This is a genomic window from Aminobacter ciceronei, assembly GCF_014138625.1.
GTDB lineage: Bacteria > Pseudomonadota > Alphaproteobacteria > Rhizobiales > Rhizobiaceae > Aminobacter > Aminobacter ciceronei.
The window spans coordinates 87526-108088 of record NZ_JACJHY010000026.1; the positions used below are offsets into that span (position 1 = coordinate 87526).

Genomic DNA, 20563 nt, shown 5'->3' on the forward strand with positions numbered 1-20563 from the left:
TCTGTATCAGTCCTCGCAGTTACAGCGCCGCATGACTTTTTCTTATGCAGGACAGGATGCAATGAGCCTGAAATCGATCACCCTCGACGAACTTCAGGCCAATCTCGGCAAGGAGGTTGGCGTCTCGCCATGGCGTACCGTCACCCAGCGCATGATCGACCAATTCGCAGACGCGACCGACGACCATCAGTTCATCCATTGCGACCCCGACCGTGCTGCGGCCGAAACGCCTTTCGGCGGCACCATCGCGCATGGCTTCCTGACCTTGTCCCTGCTTTCGGCGATGACCTTCGACACGCTGCCTTCGCTCGAAGGCGGCAGCATGGGCATCAACCAGGGTTTCGAGGAGCTGAAATTCGTCGCCCCTGTGAAAACCGGCTCGCGCATCCGCACCCGCTTCGTCCTTTCTGGCCTGAAGATCCGCCCGTCCGGCTGGATCCAGGCGACGCATGATGTGACGATCGAGATCGAGGACCAGAAGAAGCCGGCATTGACGGCGCGCTGGCTGACCATGACGTTCGTCGAGCCCAAGCGCGAAACCGCCTGACCCCTGGCCGCCCCTCAGCCGGCCTTAGTCCCGATGAGCTACGTCGTTGATCGCCTTGCCGCATCATTGGCCGGCGTATAGACTCGGCCAATCTGATCAAGGGAAGTAGTAGGGCGGGTTCTTGTCCAGCAGTGCAGCACAGCGACGCGAACTCCAGAAGGCCGAACTCAGGGCCGAACTGGTGGCGGCGGCCCACGCGCTCGTACGGGAAGAAGGCTACGAAGGCCTGACGATCCGCAAGCTCGCCACGCGGGTCGGCTATGCGCCGATGTCGGTCTATTCCTATTTCGCCGACAAACAGGAAATTCTGATGGCGCTGGCCGAGGATGCCTTCGCCGACTTGGCGCGGCGGATGCGGCAGAACCAGCCCGAGGATCCCGTCGAGGCAATGCGGGCGGCGCTGAGCGAATATGCGGAATTCGGCCTCGGCAATCCCAACGAATACCGCACCGTGTTCATGACCGAGAAGCTGAAGCATCCGCCCGAAGAGACGTTCGACGAGATGGAGCGAGAGAACCCGGCTTTCCAGATCATCATCGAACGGGTGCATGCCTGCCTTGCCGCCGGCGTGCTGAAAGGCGATGCACGCGCCATCGCCACCGCACTGTGGACCGTTGCACACGGCTCGGTGTCGCTGCTGATCACCTTCCCCTTCTACCCCTTCGGCGATCCGAAGGCCTATGTGATGCGGATGGGCGACCTAGCCATGGCAGGCCTTGCCGCCAGCGAGACGCCGCCGCTCACCGACGAACCCGGCAAGTGCCCTGGGTAGCAGTGCAGTCAGTGCATCCATAATAATTTCGTACGCGTACGGTTTATCCCTTGCAAAACGCAGGGTGCGGCCGTATCTGTAAGTCACACCGTACACGTACGGTAAAATTTACGGAGATGACAATGCGACGGACTATTCTGGCGCTCGCGGCTCTCGCCGCGACGAGCGGCTTTGCAATGGCAAACGACACCCACAAGACGACGCACCAGCCCACTGTGTGCACCCAAACCATCTCGGGCCAGAAGCTCGACTGTGGTTTGACCGGCTCGATCAGGGAGGACAAGGGCCCGCAGACCACCAACGCAATCGGCGCGGAGAAGCCGCGCATCGGCATCGACGTCAATCCCTGGATCGTACCGAGCTTCAACTGAGCGGTTTCTCAGTCCCTCCAGAAAAGCCGCCCGTCCCAGGGCGGCTTTTTCGTTTCTGGGGGCTTGCTCGTCCGGTCCGTAGCAGGTGAGGTCGTCGCTGAGGGTTGCGCGCTTTGCCCGGCGTCACGTTTCGTAGGTCACGGCCTGAATCCTAGGATCCAGGCCGTGACCTCGCCACCACCCGGGCGGCCCCGGTAGCGCGCCGCATGTCACGGCGCGAGAGCCTAGTGCTTCCCGCCCTTGGCGTCGCCTGTCGGCGAACCGGAAATCGTCGTCGAGGTGACCGACACCGGGTCGCTGGCAGGAAAGCTGTCTTCCAGGGCTTCGTCGAGTTCCTGCTGCAGGACGTGCTGATCCTTCGGCCGTTCGTCGTTGCGGCGGGCGCGCCTTTCGCGCTTCGGCCGCATCCGGCCGGTGGTTTGCACGGGCATGGATGGCATGGATTTGTCCTCTCTACAGCGTCGAGAACAAACGCCTGCCCTGCCCCGAGGTTCCGGGGCGAGGCAGCTCTTCTGAAGAAAGCTCGCGCGAACTAGCCGTCGCGGGCCGCCTCTGACAGGAAGCCCCAGACATAGTCGGAGAACGAGCGCCAGCATTCCAGACGGAAGGCATCCTCGCCGGTGCGCAGAAGCACCATCTCGACCTTGCCGAGCACGGTGCGCGAGGCAGCACCCACCGGGAAGGCTGCAAGCGACAGGTCCTGCGGGCAGCCGGCATTGATGGTATCAGCCGCATTGGGGCCAATGACGGCGATGCCGACATTGCGATGCGAGACATCGACCGCCGAGTGCAGGCCCTTGACCGAAGCGCAGTCGCCGATGGGATCGCCGCCGGCCTCGTCGATAACAAGCCATTCGTCAGGGCCGAGCCAGAGCACGGTGCGGCCAGCCTTGACGGCCGAGCTCTTGGGTTTCTCCGGAAGGGTCACGCCGATCGCCTTGGACAGCGCGGCGACGGCGGCTGGGCGGGCACGCAGCGACATGCGGCTGGCCGGTTCCAGAACCTTGAGCGAAACGCCATGCCCGCCGAGGCTTTTGCCGGCATGCGCCGGCTGACGGGTTGCGATTGCGACCTTAGCCATTGAGGCGGTCTCCCTTCTCGTCGAAGAATACGGTTCCGGTGACTTCCACCTCGATGACGCCATCGGGCATCGGCACGTAGAGCGTCTCGCCAATCCGGTCGCGACCGCCGAGCACGAGGCCCATGGCGATCGAGCGGTCGCAATTGGCCGACCAGTAGCTCGAGGTGACGTGGCCGATCATCTTCATCGGGATCGCCTGCTTGGGGTTCTCGACGATCTGGGCACCCTCTTCGAGCACAGTGCGCGGATCCTTGGTCTTGAGGCCAACGAGTTGCTTGCGGCCCTTGGCGACAAGGTCGGGGCGCGTCATGCCGCGAATGCCGACGAAGTCGGTCTTCTTCTTGCCGACAGCCCAGTCGAGGCCGGCGTCATTGGGCGTGACGGTGCCGTCAGTGTCCTGGCCGACGATGATGTAGCCCTTCTCGGCGCGCAGCACGTGCATCGCCTCTGTGCCATAGGCGCAGGCGCCGTGCTTCTGGCCCTCGGCCCACAAAGCTTCCCACACCGCGCGGCCATAATCGGCAGGCACGTTGACCTCGAAGCCGCGGTCGCCGGTGAAGGACATGCGGAACAGGCGGGTCGGCACACCACAAATCATGCCCTCGCGCACCGACATGTGCGGCATGGCCTCGTCGGACATGTCGATGCCCTCGACCAGCGGCTCGATGATGTCACGCGAGTTGGGGCCTTGGACCGCAATCACGGCCCACTGCTCGGAGACCGAGGTCAACCAGACGTCGAGATCGGGGAACTCGGTCTGGAGATAGTCTTCCATGTGGTTCATGACGCGGGCAGCACCGCCTGTCGTCGTAGTGACGTGGAAGCGGTCCTGCGCCAGGCGGCCGACGACGCCGTCGTCATAGATGAATCCGTCCTCGCGCAGCATGATGCCATAACGGCAGCGGCCCACTTCGAGCTTTTCCCACGGGTTGGTGTAGAGCAGCTCCATGAACCTGGCGGCGTCAGGACCGACCACCTCGATCTTGCCGAGGGTGGAGGCGTCGAACAGGCCGGCAGACTTGCGGACGGTGACGCATTCGCGGTCGACGGCTTGATGCATGTCTTCGCCGGCGCGTGGAAAATACCAGGCGCGCTTCCACTGGCCGACATCCTCGAACACCGCGCCATGGCTCTCGGCCCAGCTATGGGTCGGGGTCTTGCGCGTCGGGTCGAACAGCCCGTGGCGGGCGTGGTTGACGATGGCGCCGAAGGTCACCGGTGTGTAGGGCGCGCGGAAGGTGGTGAGTCCGACGGCCGGGATGTCCTTGTTTAGCGCCTCAGCCGCGATGGCAAGGCCGTGCATGTTGGACGTCTTGCCCTGGTCGGTGGCCATGCCGTTGGTGGTGAAGCGCTTGACGTGCTCGATCGAGCGCATGCCTTCATGCACTGCCTGGCGGATGTCCTTGGCGGTGACGTCGTTCTGGAAGTCGACGAAGGCCTTGACCGTGGTACCGGCACCGGCACCCGGGCCGGAACCGAGCATACCGCCGGTCCAGCCTTCGGAAGCCTCGACCTTGAGCGTGACACCCTTGCTTGACTTGGCCCCAGCATCGCGGGCGGCATTGGCGCCGGCCTCAAGCGCCTGCGCGACGGTGTCTTCGAGCGAGTCGAAGCCGTTGCAGGCGCCGACCGAGACGCAATCCTGAGCATAGGTACCGGGCAGGAAGCGCTTGGTGGCGTCGTCGAAAGCAACCTTGCCGCGCGACTGCGAGAACATGTGCACCGATGGCGTCCAGCCGGCTGACATCAGCAGCGCGTCGACGGCGATGGTGCGCTCGGCGCCGCCGCCCTTGGCCTGCACGGTCATCGACTTGATCCGCTGGCTGCCATTGACGCTGGTGACGGCGCGGCCATGGTTGACCTCGATGCCGAGCGCGCGTGCTTCATCGACAAGCGGGCCAGACGGGTTGTCGCGCAGGTCGACGACGGCGGCGACGCCGACGCCGGCCTTCTTGAGGTCGATGGCCGCGGCATAGGCGCTGTCATTGGCGGTATAGACGCCAATCTGTCTGCCGACGACGACGCCGTAATGGTTGAGGAAGGTGCGCGCCGCGGATGCCAGCATGACACCCGGGCGGTCATTGTTGGCAAACACCATGTGACGCTCGATGGCGCCGGTGGCGATGACAACGCGCTTGGCGCGAACCTGCCACAACCGCTCGCGCGGCTCGTCGCGGCCGGGGCGCGCAAGATGGTCGGTGACACGCTCGACGAGGCCGACGAAATTCTGGGCGTAGTATCCGAAGGCCGTGGTGCGCGACAGAACGGTGACGTTGTCCATTGCGGCGAGTTTCGCCACCACATCTTGCGCCCAGCTCCAGCCGTCCTGGCCGTCGATGACTGCACCCTTCTCATAACGCAGCGCGCCGCCGAACTCGGCCTGCTCGTCGCAAATGATGACGCGGACGCCGGTTTCGGCCGCAGCAAGTGCCGCAGCCAGGCCGGCAGCGCCGCCGCCGAGCACCAGCACCTCGCAATGGGCGTAGAGCGCCGAATAATGGTCGGGATCGGGTTGGTCCGGTGCTACACCAAGACCGGCCGCGGCGCGGATATTGGGCTCGTAGAACTTGTGCCAGGCAGCCTTCGGCCACATGAAGGTCTTGTAGTAGAAGCCGGCCGAGAACATCGGCGACGCGATATCGTTGACGGCACCGACGTCAAAGGACAGCGACGGCCAGCGGTTCTGCGAGGCGACGGTCAGGCCGTCATAGAGCTCCTGCACGGTGGCCCGCACATTGGGCGTCTTGCGCGCAGCGTCGCGGCTGACGGTGACCAGCGCGTTCGGCTCCTCGGCGCCAGCGGAGAGGATGCCGCGCGGACGGTGATACTTGAACGAGCGGCCGACGAGATGCACGCCATTGGCGAGCAGCGCCGACGCGACGGTGTCACCGGCAAGGCCGGTCATCGACTTGCCGTCGAAGGTAAAGCGCGCGGTCTTGGCCGGCGTCAGGCGCCCCTGGCCGGAAATGCGGTAGGATCCAGCCATCATGCCTCTCCCTTGGTCGAGCGTTTTGCCTTGGGCTTTTCGTTGAGCTGGTCAGGCGGGCGGTTGGCCCAGGCGGCCGGGCCACCGTCTGCCTTGAGCTTCTCGAGGTCCGGCTTGGGCTCGCCGGCCTTGTAGGTCAGAAGGAAGCGGTCGGTGATGGTGTCGCGGGCGGCGTTGAAGAAGCGCGCGCAGCCATGGATGTGGCGCCAGCGTTCGAAGATTACACCCTTCGGGTTGGAGCGGATGAAGAAGAACTTTTCGAAGTCCTCGTCGCTCTCGGCGGCGATGTTGGTCGAGCGCGCGATATGCGCTTCGCCGGCATTGCGGAACTCGAGCTCGGGACGCTCTTCCTCGCAATAGGGGCAGTGAATGAGAAGCATCTTGATGATCCCTAGAGTTCGCCGGGGCCGACAATGGTGCCTTGCGGCTGGTCGCAGAGCCGCCGCCCCAAGGCCTCGAACGGAGCGACGCGCTTGATCAGCGTCTCGACGTTGTCGGCCGGCAGGAACAGGTCGCGGCTTGAGATGTTGAGGAAGGTAAGCTCGAACGGGTTGGCCGAGACGATGACGTGGCGCCCAGGCGGCGCATCGTGCTCATCATCGGGATCGTCAGGCGTGTCGATGAAAGAAACGACCCGGCGCCCGCCACTCCACACACACGCAAGCAGGCCCGAGGCGACCGAGAACGGCCACTCCGCCTCGTTGTCGCTGCGGCTGATCGTCTGCAGCCGGACCTCGCTGGCGTCAGGTACGTGCAGCATGCCCTTTTCGTCGGCAAGGACGAAGGGCGCGGCCACGGCCGCTATGGTGGCGGCGAGCGTTGTCATCAGTGCGCGACGGCCGCGGCTGCCGCCTCGTCGATGAGACGGCCGGTGCGGAAGCGCTCGATGGTGAAGGGCGCGTTGATCGGGTGCGGCTCGTCGCGGGCAATGGTGTGGGCAAAGACGTTGCCCGAACCGGGCGTCGCCTTGAAGCCGCCCGTGCCCCAGCCGCAATTGACGTAAAGACCCGGCACCGGCGTCTTGGCCAGGATCGGCGAACGATCCGGCGTGACGTCGACGATGCCGCCCCACGAACGCAGCATCTTCATGCGCGTGAACATCGGGAACATCTCGCAGATCGCATCGAGCGTGTGGTTGATGATGTGCAGGCCGCCGGTCTGCGAATAAGAGATGTACTGGTCGGTGCCGGCGCCGATGACCAGCTCGCCCTTGTCGGACTGCGAGATATAGGCATGTACCGTGTTGGACATGACAACGCACGGGAATACCGGCTTGACCGGCTCCGATACCAGCGCCTGCAGCGGGTAGCTTTCGAGCGGCATGCGCACGCCGGCCATGTTCATGATGACCGAGGTGTGCCCTGCGGCAACGACGCCGACCTTCTTGGCGCCGATGAAGCCCTTCGAGGTCTCGACGCCCGAGACGCGACCGTCGGGCGTACGGCGCACGCCCGTCACTTCGCAATTCTGGATGATGTGGACGCCGCGATCGGAGGCGCCGCGGGCATAACCCCAGGCAACCGCGTCGTGGCGAGCGGTGCCGCCGCGGCGCTGCAAGGCGGCGCCAACGACAGGATAACGCGCCGAGGCCGAGATGTTGAGCGGCGGGCAGAACTCCCGCGCCTGCTCGGGCGTCAGCCATTCATTGTCGATGCCGTTGAGACGATTGGCATGGACATGGCGCTTCAGCACCTGCACGTCGTGAACGTTGTGTGCCAGCATCATCACGCCGCGCGCTGAATACATGACGTTGTAATTGAGGTCCTGGCTGAGACCGTCCCACAGCTTCAGGGCGTGGTCGTAGATGCCGGCCGATTCGTCGTAAAGATAGTTGGAGCGGATGATGGTGGTGTTGCGGCCGGTGTTGCCACCACCGAGCCAGCCCTTTTCCAGCACCGCCACATTGGTGATGCCGTGCTCCTTGGCGAGATAATAGGCGGTTGCCAGGCCATGGCCACCGGCACCGACGATGATGACGTCGTATTCGCTTTTCGGCTCAGGCGAGGACCACTGTTCCTCCCAGCCCTTGTGTCCCCGCATCGCCTCACGGGCTATGGCAAAAACCGAATATTTCCGCATTTTTCAGGGCCTCGCTGATGCCGGAAGCTTGGGAGCGCGAGGTGTAGCACTAGCGAAATCCGACGACCAGCCTTAGACTGTTTGCGACGGGGCCTGCCGTTTTGCGCCACGCTTCTTCAAATGCCCATCACCCCGAAAAACTCCGGAGGTGCTGGAGTCTTTCATTTGCGAATTCTCCACTCGCCCGAACTCGGCACTGGTGGGCACAGCGTGCAATTGAAAAGCTCGGGAGATCAGACCGCATGGCTCCGGCTCGCCGGCTTCCAGGACGATCTTGGCAAAATTCTCATCTATGATCTTGCGCGGCCTCAAGGCCAGCCCCGCCGCGAACAGACGTAACCCAGGATGGGAATGGCTCGCCAGTTGCCGCACCATTGTTTCGGTCACCGTCCTCGAATAGCGGAACGACAGATCGAGCTCGGTGTAGATCGAGTTTGGCCGCTGCGATGCAGCGTTTCTGATTGCCATGGCAAATTGCCCTGAACCAGACAGACGAATGAATTCAATCACACGCCAGCGCACACCGCTGTCAGGATCCTCCAAGCACTGAAGAAGTTTGCCCAAAATCTCGCCGTGCTCTTGCGTCGTACAGTCAGTCAATGCGCCAATCGCATTGAAGCGGATACCCGCGTTCGAAGAACCCATGAGTTCCGCAAGCTCCGGTATCATCGCCCTCGCGCGCCATCCAAGCTCGTTCGCCAGAAATGCGCCGAGGCCAAGCACCTTCTCGGACGGTGAGCTCAGCAGTGGGCGCAGATTATCGATCGGGAAGCCTTTGTCGAACTGGCCGTAGGCGTCCCAGAGCAACTCGCCCAATGTGTTCGGGTCCCGCGACTCGGCGTCGAGCAAAATCTCAATCATTTCTTGGGGGGTCATATTTGAATGGGGTGGCGCGTCCACCCGCAAAGTCTTGACGATCGGAACGTAGAGACCGCCCTTCATCAGGTCAAGCGTTGGAGAAACAGTGCCGAAGTCGTGTCGGCCAAGCTTCCGTCAGAGTGTTCAACGCCATCACCAGGCCGACAGCCGCGTGCGACGGCGCCTACCGTTCGCGCCTCTGTTGGCGACAGCGGTTTCACCGCCGCTTCACGCCGCACGTATCGGGTGGCCCGTCGAGCACCGAATTGCGACCTGTGGGTCAGAGCCGGATGCCTCCGGCCGAAACGCCCACAGGAGCAGACATGTTCGATCTGAATGGAAAAACCGCAATCGTCACCGGAGCAAGCTCGGGCATCGGCCGCGCGACGGCGACGCTGTTTGCGCGGCAAGGCGCGCGTGTTGTGCTTGCAGCGCGTGGCGCCGCCGCATTGGAAGCGCTCGCCAGGGAAATCTGCGCCGACGGCGGCCAGGCGGTAGCACTTGCCGGCGACGTCAGGGACGAGGCCTTTGCCCGCGCCCTGGTCGAGAAGGCAGAGGCGCAGTTCGGCGGCCTCGACATCGCCTTCAACAATGTCGGCCTCGTCGGCGAGATGGGTCCGATCACCGGGCTGGAACTGGCAAGCTGGACAGAGGTGATGGAGACCAACCTGACCAGTGCCTATCTCGGCGCCAAGTACCAGATCCCGGCGATGCTGGAGCGCGGTGGCGGCTCGTTGATCTTCACCTCGACCTTCGTCGGCTACACCACCGGCATGCCGGGCATGGCGGCCTATGCCGCGAGCAAGGCAGGGCTTATCGGCCTGACGCAGGTGCTGGCGGCGGAATACGGCTCGCAGGGCATCCGAGTCAACGCACTTTTGCCGGGCGGCACTGACACGCCCATGGCGACGTTCAAGACCGCCGACGAGCGCGCCTTCGTCGAGGGCCTACACGCACTGAAGCGCATCGCACAGCCCGAAGAGATCGCCCGCTCAGCGCTCTATCTCGCTTCGGAAGCCTCGAGCTTCACCACGGGCGCAGCCCTGCTCGCCGACGGCGGGGTGTCGATCAACCGGCTCTGATCAGGCCCGCCCGGGCCGTGCCCAGGCGAGGCCTGGGCACTCACAGCGATGACGCCGGGAGCGCAAGATCTCCCGGCATGTCACGTTCTGCGACCTTGCCTTGTCATGTCTTCAGTAACAGCACCGGCAGAGGATATGACCATGGACAATGTGACCACCACCCGAACCTCGACTCGCATCGCGATCGTCTTTCACAGCGGCTTCGGCCACACGCGGCGTCAGGCAGAAGCAATTGAGGCCGGCGTGCGTAAAGTCGAGGGCGCGGAGGCGCTGCTGCTGCCGGTTGAAGACGTCGATCGGCACTGGGACGACCTTGAGGCGGCGCAAGCGATCATCTTCGGCACGCCGACCTACATGGGTGCTGCCTCGGCGGCGTTCAAAAGCTTTGCCGAGGCAAGCTCACGGTCGGTGATGGCAAGGGGCTATCTGTGGAAGGACAAGCTTGCGGCCGGCTTTACAAACTCGGGCGCCCGGTCCGGCGACAAGCTCGCCACGCTGATCCAACTCACGCTGTTTGCGGCACAGCACGGCATGCACTGGATCAATCTCGACCTGCCACCGGCCAACAGCTCTGCTCAGGGCTCGGAAGCCGACCTCAATCGGCTCGGGTTCTGGCTTGGAGCCGCAGCCCAGTCGAACACCGACGAGGGTCCCGACACGGCGCCGCCCGAATCCGATCTCGCCACTGCCCGTCACCTCGGCAAGCGCGTCGCCGAGGCAGCACTTCAGTTTGCGCGCGGGCGTGACGCCGCCTTGCTGCCGGCCTAGTCTGGCGTGCGATGAACGAGATTTCGTTGACCTCGACCTTCACCGAGCAGCGGCCGGGCCTAGTCCGGCTTGCCTATCGCATGCTGGGATCGACAGCCGATGCGGAGGACGTCGTCCACGACGCCTGGCTGCGTTGGCTCGCCGCCGACCGCAGCATGGTGGAGGCGCCGGCTGCCTATCTGCGCACCATCGTTACGCGCCTGTGCCTCAACGAACTCAAATCGAGCCGAAGGCTGCGTGAGACCTATGTCGGCCCCTGGTTGCCGGACCCGATCTTCGACCCCGAGGACGGCGAGGCTGCCGACGACATAACGCTGCCCCTGATGATCGCGCTGGAGCGCCTGTCGCCTTTGGAGCGGGCGGCGTTTCTGCTGCACGACGTGTTCGGGCTGAAATTCGAGGCGGTAGCGGAAGCCATCGGCCGCGAAGCCACGACATGCCGCAAGCTCGCCAGTCGGGCGCGGGCGCATATCCATGACGCCAGGCCGCGTTTTGCCGTTCCGAAAGAGGAAGGCCTGCGCTTTGCCGCAGCCTTTTTCGATGCATCGAGGACGGGCGATCTCGCAGCCTTGCGTTCGATGCTCGCCGAGGATGTCGTTACCTATGCCGATGGTGGTGGCCGGGTTGCGGCCCCGTCCCAGCCGTTGGTCGGGATCGCTGCCGTCATGGCACGCCACGCCAGCCTTGCACGCCTGTTTGCCCTGCGTCCGTCACGGCTGATCCGTTATGCGATCATCGATGGTTTGCCGGGGTTCGTCACCCTGGAAGAGGAAACGACGGTCCAGACGACGGCGCTCAACATCGAGGACGGAAAGGTGATTGCGATCTACGTGACGCGCAATCCCGACAAGCTGCGCAACGTTCCGGCGATCGGCGGAGCGTGACCTGATATCACGCTCCTGGCGACGAGGCTCAGGCCGCGCCGAGACGCGCCGCCTTCATGTTGGGCAGGAACACGGTCAGCAGGCCCAGCATCGGCAGGAACGAGCAGAGCTTGAAGACATACTCGATGCCGTGTGAATCGGCGATCACACCCAGCACCGCGGCGGCGATGCCGCCGATGCCGAAGGCGAAGCCGAAGAAGATGCCGGCGATGAGACCGACGCGGCCGGGCACCAGTTCCTGGGCGAAGACGACGATGGCGGAGAAGGCCGAGGCCAGGATCAGGCCGATCAGCACGGTCAGCACCTTGGTCCAGAACAGGTCGGCATAAGGCAGCATCAGCGTGAACGGCAAAACGCCGAGGATCGAGAACCAGATCACCGTCTTGGCGCCGAAACGGTCGCCGATCGGGCCGCCGAGGAAGGTGCCGAGTGCCGCCGCGCCGAGGAACAGGAACAGCAGATACTGCGATTCCTGCACCGACACGCCGAAGCGCTCGATGACATAGAAGGTGTAGTAGCTCGACAGGCTGGCCGTGTAGGCCTGCTTGGAGCAGACCAGAATGGCGAGCACGACCAGCGCCGAAATGACCTTGTTGCGCGGCAGCGGATTGAACAAGGTCGGTGCCGCGCGTTTGGCGGCGCTGACGATGTGGCGGCTGTACCAGACGCTGACGCGGATCAGCACGACGATGCCGACCATCGCCGCGATCGAGAACCAGGCGATACCACCCTGCCCCAGAGGCACGACGATGAGGGCGGCGAGCAGCGGCCCGAGCGCCGAACCGAAATTGCCGCCGACCTGGAACAGCGACTGGGCGAGGCCGAAGCGGCCGCCGGAGGCGAGACGCGCGACGCGTGACGATTCGGGATGGAAGATCGCCGAGCCCAGTCCGACGAAGGCCGAGCCGACGAGCAGCATCGAATAGCTGTGCGCGAAAGCCAGCGTCAGCAGGCCGATCAGCGTCAGGCACATGCCAATGGGCAGCGAGAATGGCAGCGGCTTCTTGTCGGTGTACATGCCGATGACCGGCTGCAACAGCGACGCGGTGACCTGGAAGGTCGTGGTCAGAAGGCCGATCTGCCAGAAGTCGAGATGATAGTCGTCCTTCAGCATCGGATAGAGCGACGAGATCAGCGACTGCATGACGTCGTTGAGGAAATGGCTGAAGCTGACCGCGAGAAGAATTGCCATCACCGTACCATCGGCGGACGACGAGCGGGCGGATATGGCGGTGTCGGTCACGGCATTAACTCCGGGCGCATTTCAAGGGACAGGTTGCAATAGACCTGCCCGGCCGAGCTTTCATGGTGCACGATGCGGTACTGTGGGGGCCAGTTGTCACGCTTGGGATGCACTGGCCAGCGTAGCAAAACGCCCCGGCGTGATGCCGAAACGGGCGCGGAAATGACGCGTCATGTGGCTCTGGTCGGCAAAACCCGAGGCCGCCGCAGCCTCGGCCAACCCCTCGCCCGCGGCCATGCGGGAGCGGGCGTGCGCCAGCCTGCGCCCGACGAGATAGCGGTGCGGCGAGGTGCCGATCAAGCGGCGGAAGGCGCGGGAAAGTTCGAAACGGTCGAGGCCGGTGATGCGTTCGAGATCGCCTGACGTCACCTGCCGGTCGAACTCTTCGGTCAGGAACGAGCGTGCTACGGCGACCTCGTCGACGGGCAGTGCCGCCACGCGCTGCAGCCCTGCGTCATCGCTGCGCCGGGCGAGGTGTGCTGCGACATCGGATATGAAGGCATCAGCCTGCAGCAGCTCCATCGGATAGGGGAAATCGGCGAAGGCATCATCGATCAGAGCGGCAAGTGCGGCATCGCGCTCGACCACTTCGGGCACGAAGGGCAACAGGCGGTCGCGGCCCAGCGCCCGACAGACGAGCCACGGCTCGATGTAGAGCATGCGGTAGGAAAAGCCCTCGGGCACACCGGCATGGCCGTCATGCACCTCATCGGGATGGATGACCATGCATTCGTCCCGGACGCTGATCCGGTCGCTGCCACGATAACGGAAGGCCTGCGCGCCCCAAAGCGTGTGGCCGACGGCATAGGTTTCGTGGCGATGCGGATCGTAGGCGTGGCCACCGAAGCGCGCGACCAGACGCTGCAGCCCGTGGACCGGCTCGTCGGTGGCGATGAAGTCTTCGGTCATTGATGCGGGAGACATCATGCGGGGTCCGCGCTGGCTGAAACCGCAATGTCGTGGCGCTCGCACAAACGTTCAAGACCCTTGCGCCGGACGCGGCTAGCCTTGGGTCATGATGTACCCGACCAAGACCGCTCTCATCCTCCTCGACAAACTCGCGCCCTGGCAGAAGGTGAATGTCTCGGCATTCCTGACCGGCGGGCTGATGCACGGTTATCCCGAAATGGCAGGCGAGCCCTATAAGGACAATGACGACAATTTTTATCTCGCGATGATCCGCGAACCGGTCTTCGTCTATGGCGCGGACAGCCAGACGATACGGCGAACCTTCGAGCGGGCCCGTTCGCGCGGCATGGCGTTTTCGATCTACACGCGGCCGCTGTTCGTAACGAACAACGACGCCGACAACCGCGCCTCGGTGGCGGCAACGCCTGCCGCCGGGCTCGACATCGTCGGGCTCGGCCTGCATGGCGACCGCAAGCGCATCGACAAGATCGTCAACGGACTGAAGTTTTTAGCGTAGCGCAGTTCCGGGAAAGCGTGGTCCGTCCGGAATTGCGCCAATAACGATTACTTGCCCGCCGCCAAGCGCTTGGAGATCGGTTCGAACTCGGACGTCGACTTGCGCTTGACCGGATCGGGCTCGTTATTCTCCTGCGCTTCCCAATATTTCCAGTTCACCTTGTCCGAGCCAAGCTCGTAGTCCATGCCGTCCCAGGCGTCTTCGCGGAAGCTGTAGAAGGCCCAGTGCAGCTTGTCCTCGTCGAGGTTGGTCAGCACGTCCTCGAGATACTGCTTGCAGAACGGCAGGCGGCGCATGCAGCCGAACTCGCCGGCGACGACGCGGTTGCGCGCGATGCCGCGGCTGTCCGCCCACTCGACCGGCTGGTCGAGATAGGCGCGGACGCGCTCGGCATCCCATCTCTCCTCGCCGTTGCCGTACGGCACCTTGCCCGGATAGGCGTAGGGCTTGTCGCGCTTCATGTTGGGCGCGCTGGTCGCGGCATAAGGCTCGTACATGTGGAAAGAGTAAAGGACGCGCTGATCGGCGAGGCCCGCCGGCCAATAAGAGAAGGCGTCGGCCGCGGCATACCAGCCGGCGTCGACCATGATGGGGGTCGCAGGATCGACTTCGCGGATCGCCGCGATGACCGTGTCGTAGAAGGCCCTGAGATCACGCGAGCTGCCGGCATTCTTGGTGTACCAGGCGCGCATCTCGGCGATGTTGGCGTGCTCGGCGAGCCCCCCTTCCTTTTCCGGCGTCGGCTCGTTGACGATGTTGTAGGCAGCGACGGCCGGATGGTCCTTGAGTTCGCGCGCCAGGTCGCGCCAGAAGGCGGCGGCCTGGGTCCAGTAATCCTTGTCGGCCCACAGGCGGCCGTCGAACTTCCTGTCGTTGTTCTGGGCCCAGCGCATGCCGGGAAGCGATAGCGGTGCGATGACAACCTTGAGGCCGGCCTTGTCGGCGCGGTCGAGCACTTGTTTCAGCGTCTTCACGTCGGAGGCGACAAGGCCGTCATACTTGTCGGCGGTGCCGATCAGGAAGTCGCGCTTCTCCGCCTTCCACTTGTCATAGGACAGGCGCACCCAGGTGGCGCCGTAGCCGCGCAGCGCATCGAAATAGGCCTGATCCGGCGGCAGGCGGTTGAAGCTGTTGCCGCCATGCTGCGGCTTGTCCCAGAAGCCGATGAGATCGGCCGCGTGCGCCTCCGGAATGGCGGCAGTGAGCGCCAGGGCGAAAATCAGTGAACGCATGGAGGGGCTTGCCTATCGGAACTGGAAATGAGAGTGGCTTCCTTGACAAGGAATGCGGCGGAAGTGGGCACGGCGCGGCGCCACTTTTCGCACAGACCGCAGGAAGTGCGGCCTTTGCAGTGGACAAGCAGGGCTGATTCTGCTATCTGCCGCCAACAATTCCCGGTGGAACCCATCGTGGAGGCGTTGTGGCTATTGCCGTAGCCTCCAGATTACGAACCCGAAAGACAGGATCACACGTGCAGGTACTCGTCCGCGATAACAATGTTGACCAGGCGCTTCGCGCGCTGAAGAAGAAAATGCAGCGCGAAGGCATCTTCCGTGAAATGAAGATGCGCGGTCACTACGAGAAGCCTTCGGAAAAGCGCGCTCGCGAAAAGGCCGAAGCCGTTCGCCGCGCCCGCAAGCTGGCCCGCAAGCGCGCCCAGCGCGAAGGCCTGCTGCCCAGCACGCCGCGCCCGGCTGCTGCCGCTGGTGCAGGCGCTGGCGCACGTCCGGCACGTTGATCTGCCAATCTTTGGTCCTTTTCGAAGGATAACGACAAGGTGGGGCGACCAAAAATCGCCGCCACCTTTTTGTTTTGTCCGGACGTCACCGGACGCGGCGCTCAAGCCGTAGAGGCGCAAGCGAGGGACACGCAGCGATGAATGCAGTCATGAGCAACCGCAACTCCCTGCTGCGCGGCGGCGCCATGACAGCTTTGGTGCTGGTATCCATGGCCGTTGCCGGCTGCCAGTCGTCCGGCCCGGCCGGCGAGCTGACCCGCATCGACACGATGCAGGGTTCGAGCGAGAACATCTCGTCGCTGAGTGCCGTCATCTCAAGCAATCCCAACGACCCCGAAGCCTACAATGTGCGCGGCTCGGCTTATGGCCGCGGCGGCAAATACCGCGAGGCACTGCAGGACTTCGACCGGGCGCTGCAGCTCAACCCGAACTTCTACCAGGCCTACTCGAACCGGGCGCTGATCTACCGCTTCATGGGCAACCAGGCCTCGGCGCTGGCCGACTACAACAAGGCGATCCAGCTCAACGCCTCCTATGACGCTGCCTATATCGGCCGCGGCAATCTCTACCGCAAGGCGGGCCGCACCCAGGACGCCTTCAACGATTTCCAGAAGGCGATCGAGCTCGACACCACCGACCCGCGCGCCTACCACAATCGCGGCCTGATCTATCAGCAGCAGGGCCAGCACGCCTTTGCGCTCGAGGATTTCTCCAAGGCGATCTCACTGTCGCCTGACGCAGCCGAGCCGTATAACGGCCGCGGCCTGTCCTATCTCGCCACCGGCGACGACGACAACGCCTTCGCCGACTTCAATATGGCAATCAAGCTCGACGGCAAGATCGCTGAAAGCTGGGCCAACCAGGCGCTGATCTACGAGCGTCGTGGCGACAAGGCCAAGGCCGCCAAGGCTTATGCCGAGGCAGTGCGGCTCGACCCCAACTACAAGCCTGCTGTCGACGGCCTCGCCCGCACGCGCGGCGGCGCCTGACCTTTCGCGACGAGGCATTGCCGTGAACTGCCTCGTCGTGCTGTCGCATCCGCTGCCCGACAGCCTGAACCGACATTTCGCAGAGACGGCAATCGCCGAGCTCACCGGCGCCGGCCATCAGGTCGAGCTGCTCGACCTCTACCGCACAGCCTACGATCCGCGCCTGACACCCGCCGAGCGTAGCTCCTATTATGGCGAGCGCTTCGACGCATCGGCACTCGACGCCCACCCAAAAACCTTGCGCGAGGCCGAGGTGCTGGTGCTGGTGTTCCCGACCTGGTGGTTCGGCCTGCCGGCGATGCTGAAGGGCTGGGTCGACCGGGTGTTCGCCCCTGGCATCGCCTTTGATCACGGCAGCAATTTCGGCCCGATCAAGCCGCTGCTCGGCAAGCTCCGCCATGTCGTTGTCATCACCACACTCGGCAGCCCGTGGTGGATTGACCGGCTGCTCATGCGCCGTCCGGTGCGCCGCATCCTGAAATGGGGTGTGTTCAAGGCTTGTGCGCCGAAGGCCCGCTTCGCCATGCTGTCGTTTTATGCCGCAGAAAAGCCGCAGCCGGAGCGCGTGATGCGTTTCGCTGGCGAGATTCGCCGGCGATTGCGTGAGATCGGCTAGCCGCGCCTGAAGGAACCTTTCGGCGGCTATGCGGTTGATATCGCTTCATGCCTGAAAGGATTCCCCCAATGAAAAAGCTCGCCATCCTTGCCCTTGCCCTGGTGCCCTTTGCGGCACCAGCACACGCGCAGTTCGGCGCCAAGCTCGGCATGCTCAGCTGCACCGTCAACGGCGGCACCGGCTTTGTCATCGGCTCGAGCAAGGACATGCAGTGCACGTTTACGCCAGCCTTCGGCAACCGCGCCCAGGAGATCTATTCCGGCCGCATCAACAAATACGGCGTCGACATCGGCACCACGACCGGCGGCGCGCTGGAATGGCTGGTACTGGCGCCGAGTCGCGACGTCTATGACCCGGGCGGCCTCGCCGGCAACTATCTCGGCGCGACAGCCGAAGCGACGGTCGCCGTCGGCCTCGGCGCCAACGTGCTCGTCGGCGGCTCCGGCCGCTCGATCGCGCTGCAGCCGGTCAGCCTGACCAACCAGACCGGCCTCAACGCCGCCGTGGCGATCGGCGCGCTGCAGCTGACCGCACCTCTCAAGTAAGCTGCAGTCACCGTTTCAAAGTGCCGGGGTGCAAACAGCGCTCCGGCATTTTTTGTGCCGATGACGCGGCATCTGCCGCAATCGTTCGGTCGCACCTGCCCTCTTTCCCGGTTCGAGATTTCCGGGCATTTCTGCGCCCAGCTGGAGATCCAGCGCGGAGGGAATGTGCATGCCCGAGACCGCCAGCCTGATCGCATTTGCTGCCATTGCCCTTGGCATGGTGCTGACACCGGGCCCCAACATGATCTACCTGGTGTCGCGTTCGCTGAGCCAGGGCCCCAGGGCCGGCCTGATCTCGCTCGGCGGGGTGGCGCTCGGTTTCATCGTCTACATGCTGTGCGCGGCCTTCGGCATCACGGCGCTGATATTCGCCGTTCCTTACGCCTATGACGCCATCCGCTTCGCCGGCGCCGCCTACCTGCTCTGGCTCGCCTGGCAGGCCCTTCGCCCGGGTGGACGTTCGCCCTTCCAGGTGCGGCAGCTGCCCAAGGACACGCCGCGCAAGCTGTTCGCCATGGGCTTTCTCACCAATCTGCTGAACCCCAAGGTCGCCGTGCTCTATCTGTCGCTGCTGCCACAGTTCATCGATCCGGCCGACGGCAGCGTGCTGAGCCAGCTTCTGGTGCTCGGCACGATCCAGATCTCGATCAGCATTACGGTCAACGCACTCATCGCCATCTCCGCCGGCTCGATCTCCACCTTCCTCGCCAGCAACCCCGGCTGGGTCGCGGTGCAACGCTGGCTGATGGGCACGGTGCTGGCCGGTATGGCCGTGAAGATGGCAACCGAAGCCCAGCGCTAAAGTGTGTGGCGGTTCTCCGTCCGGAATTGCGCCAAAAAAAAAGAGATCCGCGATTCGAAGAATAGCGGAAACGCTCTAGACGGCCGGATCAGCCGGCTTGATGCGCCGGCGCGCGGCGGGCCGCGGCTTAGACGGATCGGGGTCCGCCTTACGGCCGAGATCGACAGCGTCGCGCAGCACGTCGAGATGGCTACGCGGGCCGCGCTCACCAGAAGGCAGCACCTCCCAGCCCTCGGCCGCCGTCGACCAGTAATTGGTGTGGGTGAAGATACGGCCGAGCGCCCAGGTCAGGCTGACCTGGATGTTGAGGATGCCGGGGCCGAAATTTTCGACCAGCGGTCCGGAGATCGGATCGCCGGTCAGCCAGCCATTGCCCTTGTCGTGGATGTTGGTCCAGCGCGTCGCGGAAAAGACCGCAGCGTGGTGTGGGTATCTAGGCGACCGCGAGGGGTAGAGGATGTTGGGGTTCTTGCCCTCAGACACCGGCGGGCATGTCGACAGCAGCCGCTCGTCGACCGCCTTGGCGAAGTCGGCCGCATTGTGCGTAACGAGGAACTCGGCATGGGTGAGCGGGCTGCCGAAGGTGACGAAATCGCTGACCTTCCAGCTGTCGAGCTTGTCGGACGGTGCGGTGCTCAGCTGCCGATAGAGCTGCCATTGCAGGCCGCGAAACTCAGCCAGCTCTGCGGCATCCATCGTGACCTTGGCGCGCCCGGCGCTGTCGATGGGCAGCGCCTTCTTGCCGACAGCGCGGAACGCCTTGAGCAGCTCCGGCTCGCTGCGCCTGTTGCGGCCGCTCGGCGCGCGTTCGGCCCACAACAGCTGCAATATGTCGTAGGCGACGATGGTGCCTAGGCTGTGGGCGACAACGACGATGCGGTCATAGGCCGGGTCGTCGTTCAGCCCGCGCAGCAGCGCCAGCCCCCTCTCCCGCACCTCTGTTCGCTTGACGATGGTGTCGGGCTCGGCCCGGACATAGATGGCGACGTCGCCGAAATAGGGCACCAGGAACTGGCTGACCAGCCAGCCGACGGCCACGGCAGCGATGCTCCAGACCCAGCCGGGGAAGAGCACCTTACCCAGCCCGAACCACTCGATCAGGTTGGGAACGATGAGCAGCGTAGCGATCAGCGCAGTGACCGCCCAGGCGGCGATGTAGAGCCGCCGTGCATCGACGGGCACATCCGACCACTTGCGCAGCAAAAGGCCCCTCACCCAGGCTACAAGGCGCTGGACGGTGGTGCCCTGAGTAATGTCGGACCAGTAGAGCTCGTAGAACTCGGTCCGCCGTCCGTCGACGTCATCGGGCGTGGTGATGCGGCGCAGCTCGTAGGACCGCGCGCGCCGGTCAGGGTGGACCCAGCTCTTGTTGATCAGGCCATCACCGTCGGGATCCGGCTTGCGCGCACCGAACTTGCCTTCCGTCCGACTGAGATCGGAACTCCAGACAGCACTGACGAAGCTGCGGATGGTATCCATCGGCCGCTGCTCGCCCATGCCGTGGACGATGACCACGGCCTGGCGCGCATTGTCCTTGGCCGTAGGCCGTATTGGTGCGGGGCTGACATTCATCGCAAATCCCCCCTGACAAGAGCGAAGACTATTCAGCAAGCAGACTGTTCAGAAACAGGGGCAGCCTATGCCAGTTCAAGGCAACAAAAAAGCCCGGGCGTTGCCGGGCTTTTGTTTGTCGGGGGGTGGATGGGCTGATGTGTTGTCTCAGTGATCCATGGCCTTGACGATTTCTTCGGTCATCTTCTTGGCGTCGCCGAGCAG

The 20563-nt window shown here is 64.1% G+C and carries 23 protein-coding genes; 12 read left to right on the plus strand and 11 right to left on the minus strand.

What is annotated here, in order from left to right; genetic code table 11:
* Positions 1-61: 61 nt before the first annotated feature.
* The 3 genes from HNQ95_RS23810 (at position 62) to HNQ95_RS23820 (ending at position 1690) form a co-directional block, all read left to right on the plus strand.
* Positions 62-547 carry a MaoC family dehydratase gene (locus HNQ95_RS23810; RefSeq protein WP_281381283.1) on the plus strand — a complete coding sequence of 162 codons (486 nt, stop codon included), beginning with the start codon at positions 62-64 and terminating at the stop codon, positions 545-547.
* Between the two features lie 121 nt (positions 548-668).
* Positions 669-1319, plus strand: a complete 651-nt coding sequence (locus HNQ95_RS23815; protein ID WP_067958193.1) for a TetR/AcrR family transcriptional regulator — start codon at positions 669-671, stop codon at positions 1317-1319.
* Between the two features lie 122 nt (positions 1320-1441).
* A complete protein-coding gene (locus HNQ95_RS23820) occupies positions 1442-1690 on the plus strand; it encodes a DUF680 domain-containing protein (protein WP_182575387.1) in 249 nt (82 codons plus the stop codon).
* Between the two features lie 224 nt (positions 1691-1914).
* Here the strand turns inward: HNQ95_RS23820 and HNQ95_RS23825 are convergent, their stop codons facing one another.
* From HNQ95_RS23825 to HNQ95_RS23855, 7 genes are all read right to left on the minus strand, one after another.
* Positions 1915-2130 (minus strand): hypothetical protein, encoded by a 216-nt coding sequence (locus HNQ95_RS23825; RefSeq protein ID WP_371746473.1) that lies wholly within the window; start codon positions 2128-2130, stop codon positions 1915-1917.
* A gap of 92 nt (positions 2131-2222) precedes the next feature.
* Positions 2223-2771 carry a sarcosine oxidase subunit gamma gene (locus tag HNQ95_RS23830; protein ID WP_067958185.1) on the minus strand — a complete coding sequence of 183 codons (549 nt, stop codon included), beginning with the start codon at positions 2769-2771 and terminating at the stop codon, positions 2223-2225.
* The gene (locus HNQ95_RS23835) at positions 2764-5757 is read right to left on the minus strand and encodes a sarcosine oxidase subunit alpha (RefSeq protein WP_182575419.1); all 2994 of its coding nucleotides are present in this window, start codon (positions 5755-5757) and stop codon (positions 2764-2766) included. Before HNQ95_RS23835 ends, HNQ95_RS23830 begins: the two co-directional genes overlap by 8 nt.
* A complete protein-coding gene (locus HNQ95_RS23840) occupies positions 5757-6137 on the minus strand; it encodes a sarcosine oxidase subunit delta (RefSeq protein ID WP_154386944.1) in 381 nt (126 codons plus the stop codon). Before HNQ95_RS23840 ends, HNQ95_RS23835 begins: the two co-directional genes overlap by 1 nt.
* An 11-nt stretch (positions 6138-6148) precedes the next feature.
* Positions 6149-6583 (minus strand): hypothetical protein, encoded by a 435-nt coding sequence (locus HNQ95_RS23845; protein ID WP_154386943.1) that lies wholly within the window; start codon positions 6581-6583, stop codon positions 6149-6151.
* On the minus strand, positions 6583-7836 hold the full coding sequence (locus HNQ95_RS23850) for a sarcosine oxidase subunit beta (RefSeq protein WP_067958180.1): 1254 nt from the start codon (positions 7834-7836) through the stop codon (positions 6583-6585). Before HNQ95_RS23850 ends, HNQ95_RS23845 begins: the two co-directional genes overlap by 1 nt.
* A 72-nt stretch (positions 7837-7908) precedes the next feature.
* Positions 7909-8778, minus strand: a complete 870-nt coding sequence (locus HNQ95_RS23855) for a HEAT repeat domain-containing protein (protein WP_182575386.1) — start codon at positions 8776-8778, stop codon at positions 7909-7911.
* Positions 8779-9017: 239 nt separating this feature from the next.
* Here HNQ95_RS23855 and HNQ95_RS23860 point away from each other — a divergent pair, with 239 nt between their 5' ends.
* The 3 genes from HNQ95_RS23860 to HNQ95_RS23870 all read left to right on the plus strand — a co-directional run bounded on the left by HNQ95_RS23860 (position 9018) and on the right by HNQ95_RS23870 (position 11428).
* On the plus strand, positions 9018-9776 hold the full coding sequence (locus tag HNQ95_RS23860) for an SDR family oxidoreductase (protein WP_067966181.1): 759 nt from the start codon (positions 9018-9020) through the stop codon (positions 9774-9776).
* 141 nt (positions 9777-9917) lie between these two features.
* On the plus strand, positions 9918-10544 hold the full coding sequence (locus HNQ95_RS23865) for a flavodoxin family protein (protein ID WP_182575385.1): 627 nt from the start codon (positions 9918-9920) through the stop codon (positions 10542-10544).
* An 11-nt stretch (positions 10545-10555) separates the two neighbouring features.
* A complete protein-coding gene (locus HNQ95_RS23870; RefSeq protein WP_067958172.1) occupies positions 10556-11428 on the plus strand; it encodes a sigma-70 family RNA polymerase sigma factor in 873 nt (290 codons plus the stop codon).
* A gap of 28 nt (positions 11429-11456) precedes the next feature.
* Here the strand turns inward: HNQ95_RS23870 and HNQ95_RS23875 are convergent, their stop codons facing one another.
* Positions 11457-12671, minus strand: coding sequence for an MFS transporter (locus HNQ95_RS23875; RefSeq protein WP_067958170.1), 1215 nt, complete (start codon positions 12669-12671; stop codon positions 11457-11459).
* Positions 12672-12767: 96 nt separating this feature from the next.
* Positions 12768-13580 (minus strand): AraC family transcriptional regulator, encoded by an 813-nt coding sequence (locus HNQ95_RS23880; protein ID WP_067958164.1) that lies wholly within the window; start codon positions 13578-13580, stop codon positions 12768-12770.
* Positions 13581-13686: 106 nt separating this feature from the next.
* On the opposite strand from HNQ95_RS23880, the gene HNQ95_RS23885 reads away from it, so the two are divergent.
* On the plus strand, positions 13687-14097 hold the full coding sequence (locus HNQ95_RS23885; protein ID WP_246340945.1) for a PTH2-like family protein: 411 nt from the start codon (positions 13687-13689) through the stop codon (positions 14095-14097).
* Between the two features lie 47 nt (positions 14098-14144).
* On the opposite strand, the gene HNQ95_RS23890 is transcribed toward HNQ95_RS23885, so the two are convergent.
* Positions 14145-15329, minus strand: a complete 1185-nt coding sequence (locus HNQ95_RS23890) for a glycoside hydrolase family 5 protein (RefSeq protein WP_067958159.1) — start codon at positions 15327-15329, stop codon at positions 14145-14147.
* A gap of 239 nt (positions 15330-15568) precedes the next feature.
* Here HNQ95_RS23890 and rpsU point away from each other — a divergent pair, with 239 nt between their 5' ends.
* The 5 genes from rpsU (at position 15569) to HNQ95_RS23915 (ending at position 18787) form a co-directional block, all read left to right on the plus strand.
* A complete protein-coding gene (gene rpsU / locus HNQ95_RS23895; protein WP_067958156.1) occupies positions 15569-15835 on the plus strand; it encodes a 30S ribosomal protein S21 in 267 nt (88 codons plus the stop codon).
* 149 nt (positions 15836-15984) lie between these two features.
* The gene (locus HNQ95_RS23900; protein ID WP_371746472.1) at positions 15985-16824 is read left to right on the plus strand and encodes a tetratricopeptide repeat protein; all 840 of its coding nucleotides are present in this window, start codon (positions 15985-15987) and stop codon (positions 16822-16824) included.
* Between the two features lie 22 nt (positions 16825-16846).
* The gene (locus HNQ95_RS23905) at positions 16847-17440 is read left to right on the plus strand and encodes an NAD(P)H-dependent oxidoreductase (RefSeq protein WP_067958152.1); all 594 of its coding nucleotides are present in this window, start codon (positions 16847-16849) and stop codon (positions 17438-17440) included.
* Positions 17441-17508: 68 nt separating this feature from the next.
* Positions 17509-17985 (plus strand): DUF992 domain-containing protein, encoded by a 477-nt coding sequence (locus HNQ95_RS23910; RefSeq protein ID WP_067958149.1) that lies wholly within the window; start codon positions 17509-17511, stop codon positions 17983-17985.
* Between the two features lie 169 nt (positions 17986-18154).
* Positions 18155-18787 carry a LysE family translocator gene (locus HNQ95_RS23915; RefSeq protein WP_067966179.1) on the plus strand — a complete coding sequence of 211 codons (633 nt, stop codon included), beginning with the start codon at positions 18155-18157 and terminating at the stop codon, positions 18785-18787.
* 75 nt (positions 18788-18862) lie between these two features.
* Here the strand turns inward: HNQ95_RS23915 and HNQ95_RS23920 are convergent, their stop codons facing one another.
* The gene (locus HNQ95_RS23920; RefSeq protein ID WP_182575384.1) at positions 18863-20359 is read right to left on the minus strand and encodes a hypothetical protein; all 1497 of its coding nucleotides are present in this window, start codon (positions 20357-20359) and stop codon (positions 18863-18865) included.
* Positions 20360-20563: the final 204 nt, after the last annotated feature.

Excerpts from the sequence above, each read along its gene's own strand:
- HNQ95_RS23885 (WP_246340945.1), top strand. The coding sequence starts at position 13,687 with ATGATGTACCCGACCAAGACCGCTCTCATCCTCCTCGACAAACTCGCG.
- HNQ95_RS23820 (WP_182575387.1), top strand. The coding sequence starts at position 1,442 with ATGCGACGGACTATTCTGGCGCTCGCGGCTCTCGCCGCGACGAGCGGC.
- HNQ95_RS23810 (WP_281381283.1), top strand. The coding sequence starts at position 62 with ATGAGCCTGAAATCGATCACCCTCGACGAACTTCAGGCCAATCTCGGC.
- HNQ95_RS23825 (WP_371746473.1), bottom strand. The coding sequence starts at position 2,130 with ATGCCATCCATGCCCGTGCAAACCACCGGCCGGATGCGGCCGAAGCGC.
- HNQ95_RS23855 (WP_182575386.1), bottom strand. The coding sequence starts at position 8,778 with ATGAAGGGCGGTCTCTACGTTCCGATCGTCAAGACTTTGCGGGTGGAC.
- HNQ95_RS23880 (WP_067958164.1), bottom strand. The coding sequence starts at position 13,580 with ATGACCGAAGACTTCATCGCCACCGACGAGCCGGTCCACGGGCTGCAG.
- HNQ95_RS23900 (WP_371746472.1), top strand. The coding sequence starts at position 15,985 with ATGAGCAACCGCAACTCCCTGCTGCGCGGCGGCGCCATGACAGCTTTG.
- HNQ95_RS23910 (WP_067958149.1), top strand. The coding sequence starts at position 17,509 with ATGAAAAAGCTCGCCATCCTTGCCCTTGCCCTGGTGCCCTTTGCGGCA.
- HNQ95_RS23920 (WP_182575384.1), bottom strand. The coding sequence starts at position 20,359 with ATGAATGTCAGCCCCGCACCAATACGGCCTACGGCCAAGGACAATGCG.
- HNQ95_RS23845 (WP_154386943.1), bottom strand. The coding sequence starts at position 6,583 with ATGACAACGCTCGCCGCCACCATAGCGGCCGTGGCCGCGCCCTTCGTC.
- HNQ95_RS23840 (WP_154386944.1), bottom strand. The coding sequence starts at position 6,137 with ATGCTTCTCATTCACTGCCCCTATTGCGAGGAAGAGCGTCCCGAGCTC.
- HNQ95_RS23865 (WP_182575385.1), top strand. The coding sequence starts at position 9,918 with ATGGACAATGTGACCACCACCCGAACCTCGACTCGCATCGCGATCGTC.
- HNQ95_RS23860 (WP_067966181.1), top strand. The coding sequence starts at position 9,018 with ATGTTCGATCTGAATGGAAAAACCGCAATCGTCACCGGAGCAAGCTCG.
- HNQ95_RS23890 (WP_067958159.1), bottom strand. The coding sequence starts at position 15,329 with ATGCGTTCACTGATTTTCGCCCTGGCGCTCACTGCCGCCATTCCGGAG.
- HNQ95_RS23830 (WP_067958185.1), bottom strand. The coding sequence starts at position 2,771 with ATGGCTAAGGTCGCAATCGCAACCCGTCAGCCGGCGCATGCCGGCAAA.
- HNQ95_RS23915 (WP_067966179.1), top strand. The coding sequence starts at position 18,155 with ATGCCCGAGACCGCCAGCCTGATCGCATTTGCTGCCATTGCCCTTGGC.
- HNQ95_RS23850 (WP_067958180.1), bottom strand. The coding sequence starts at position 7,836 with ATGCGGAAATATTCGGTTTTTGCCATAGCCCGTGAGGCGATGCGGGGA.
- HNQ95_RS23835 (WP_182575419.1), bottom strand. The coding sequence starts at position 5,757 with ATGGCTGGATCCTACCGCATTTCCGGCCAGGGGCGCCTGACGCCGGCC.
- HNQ95_RS23870 (WP_067958172.1), top strand. The coding sequence starts at position 10,556 with ATGAACGAGATTTCGTTGACCTCGACCTTCACCGAGCAGCGGCCGGGC.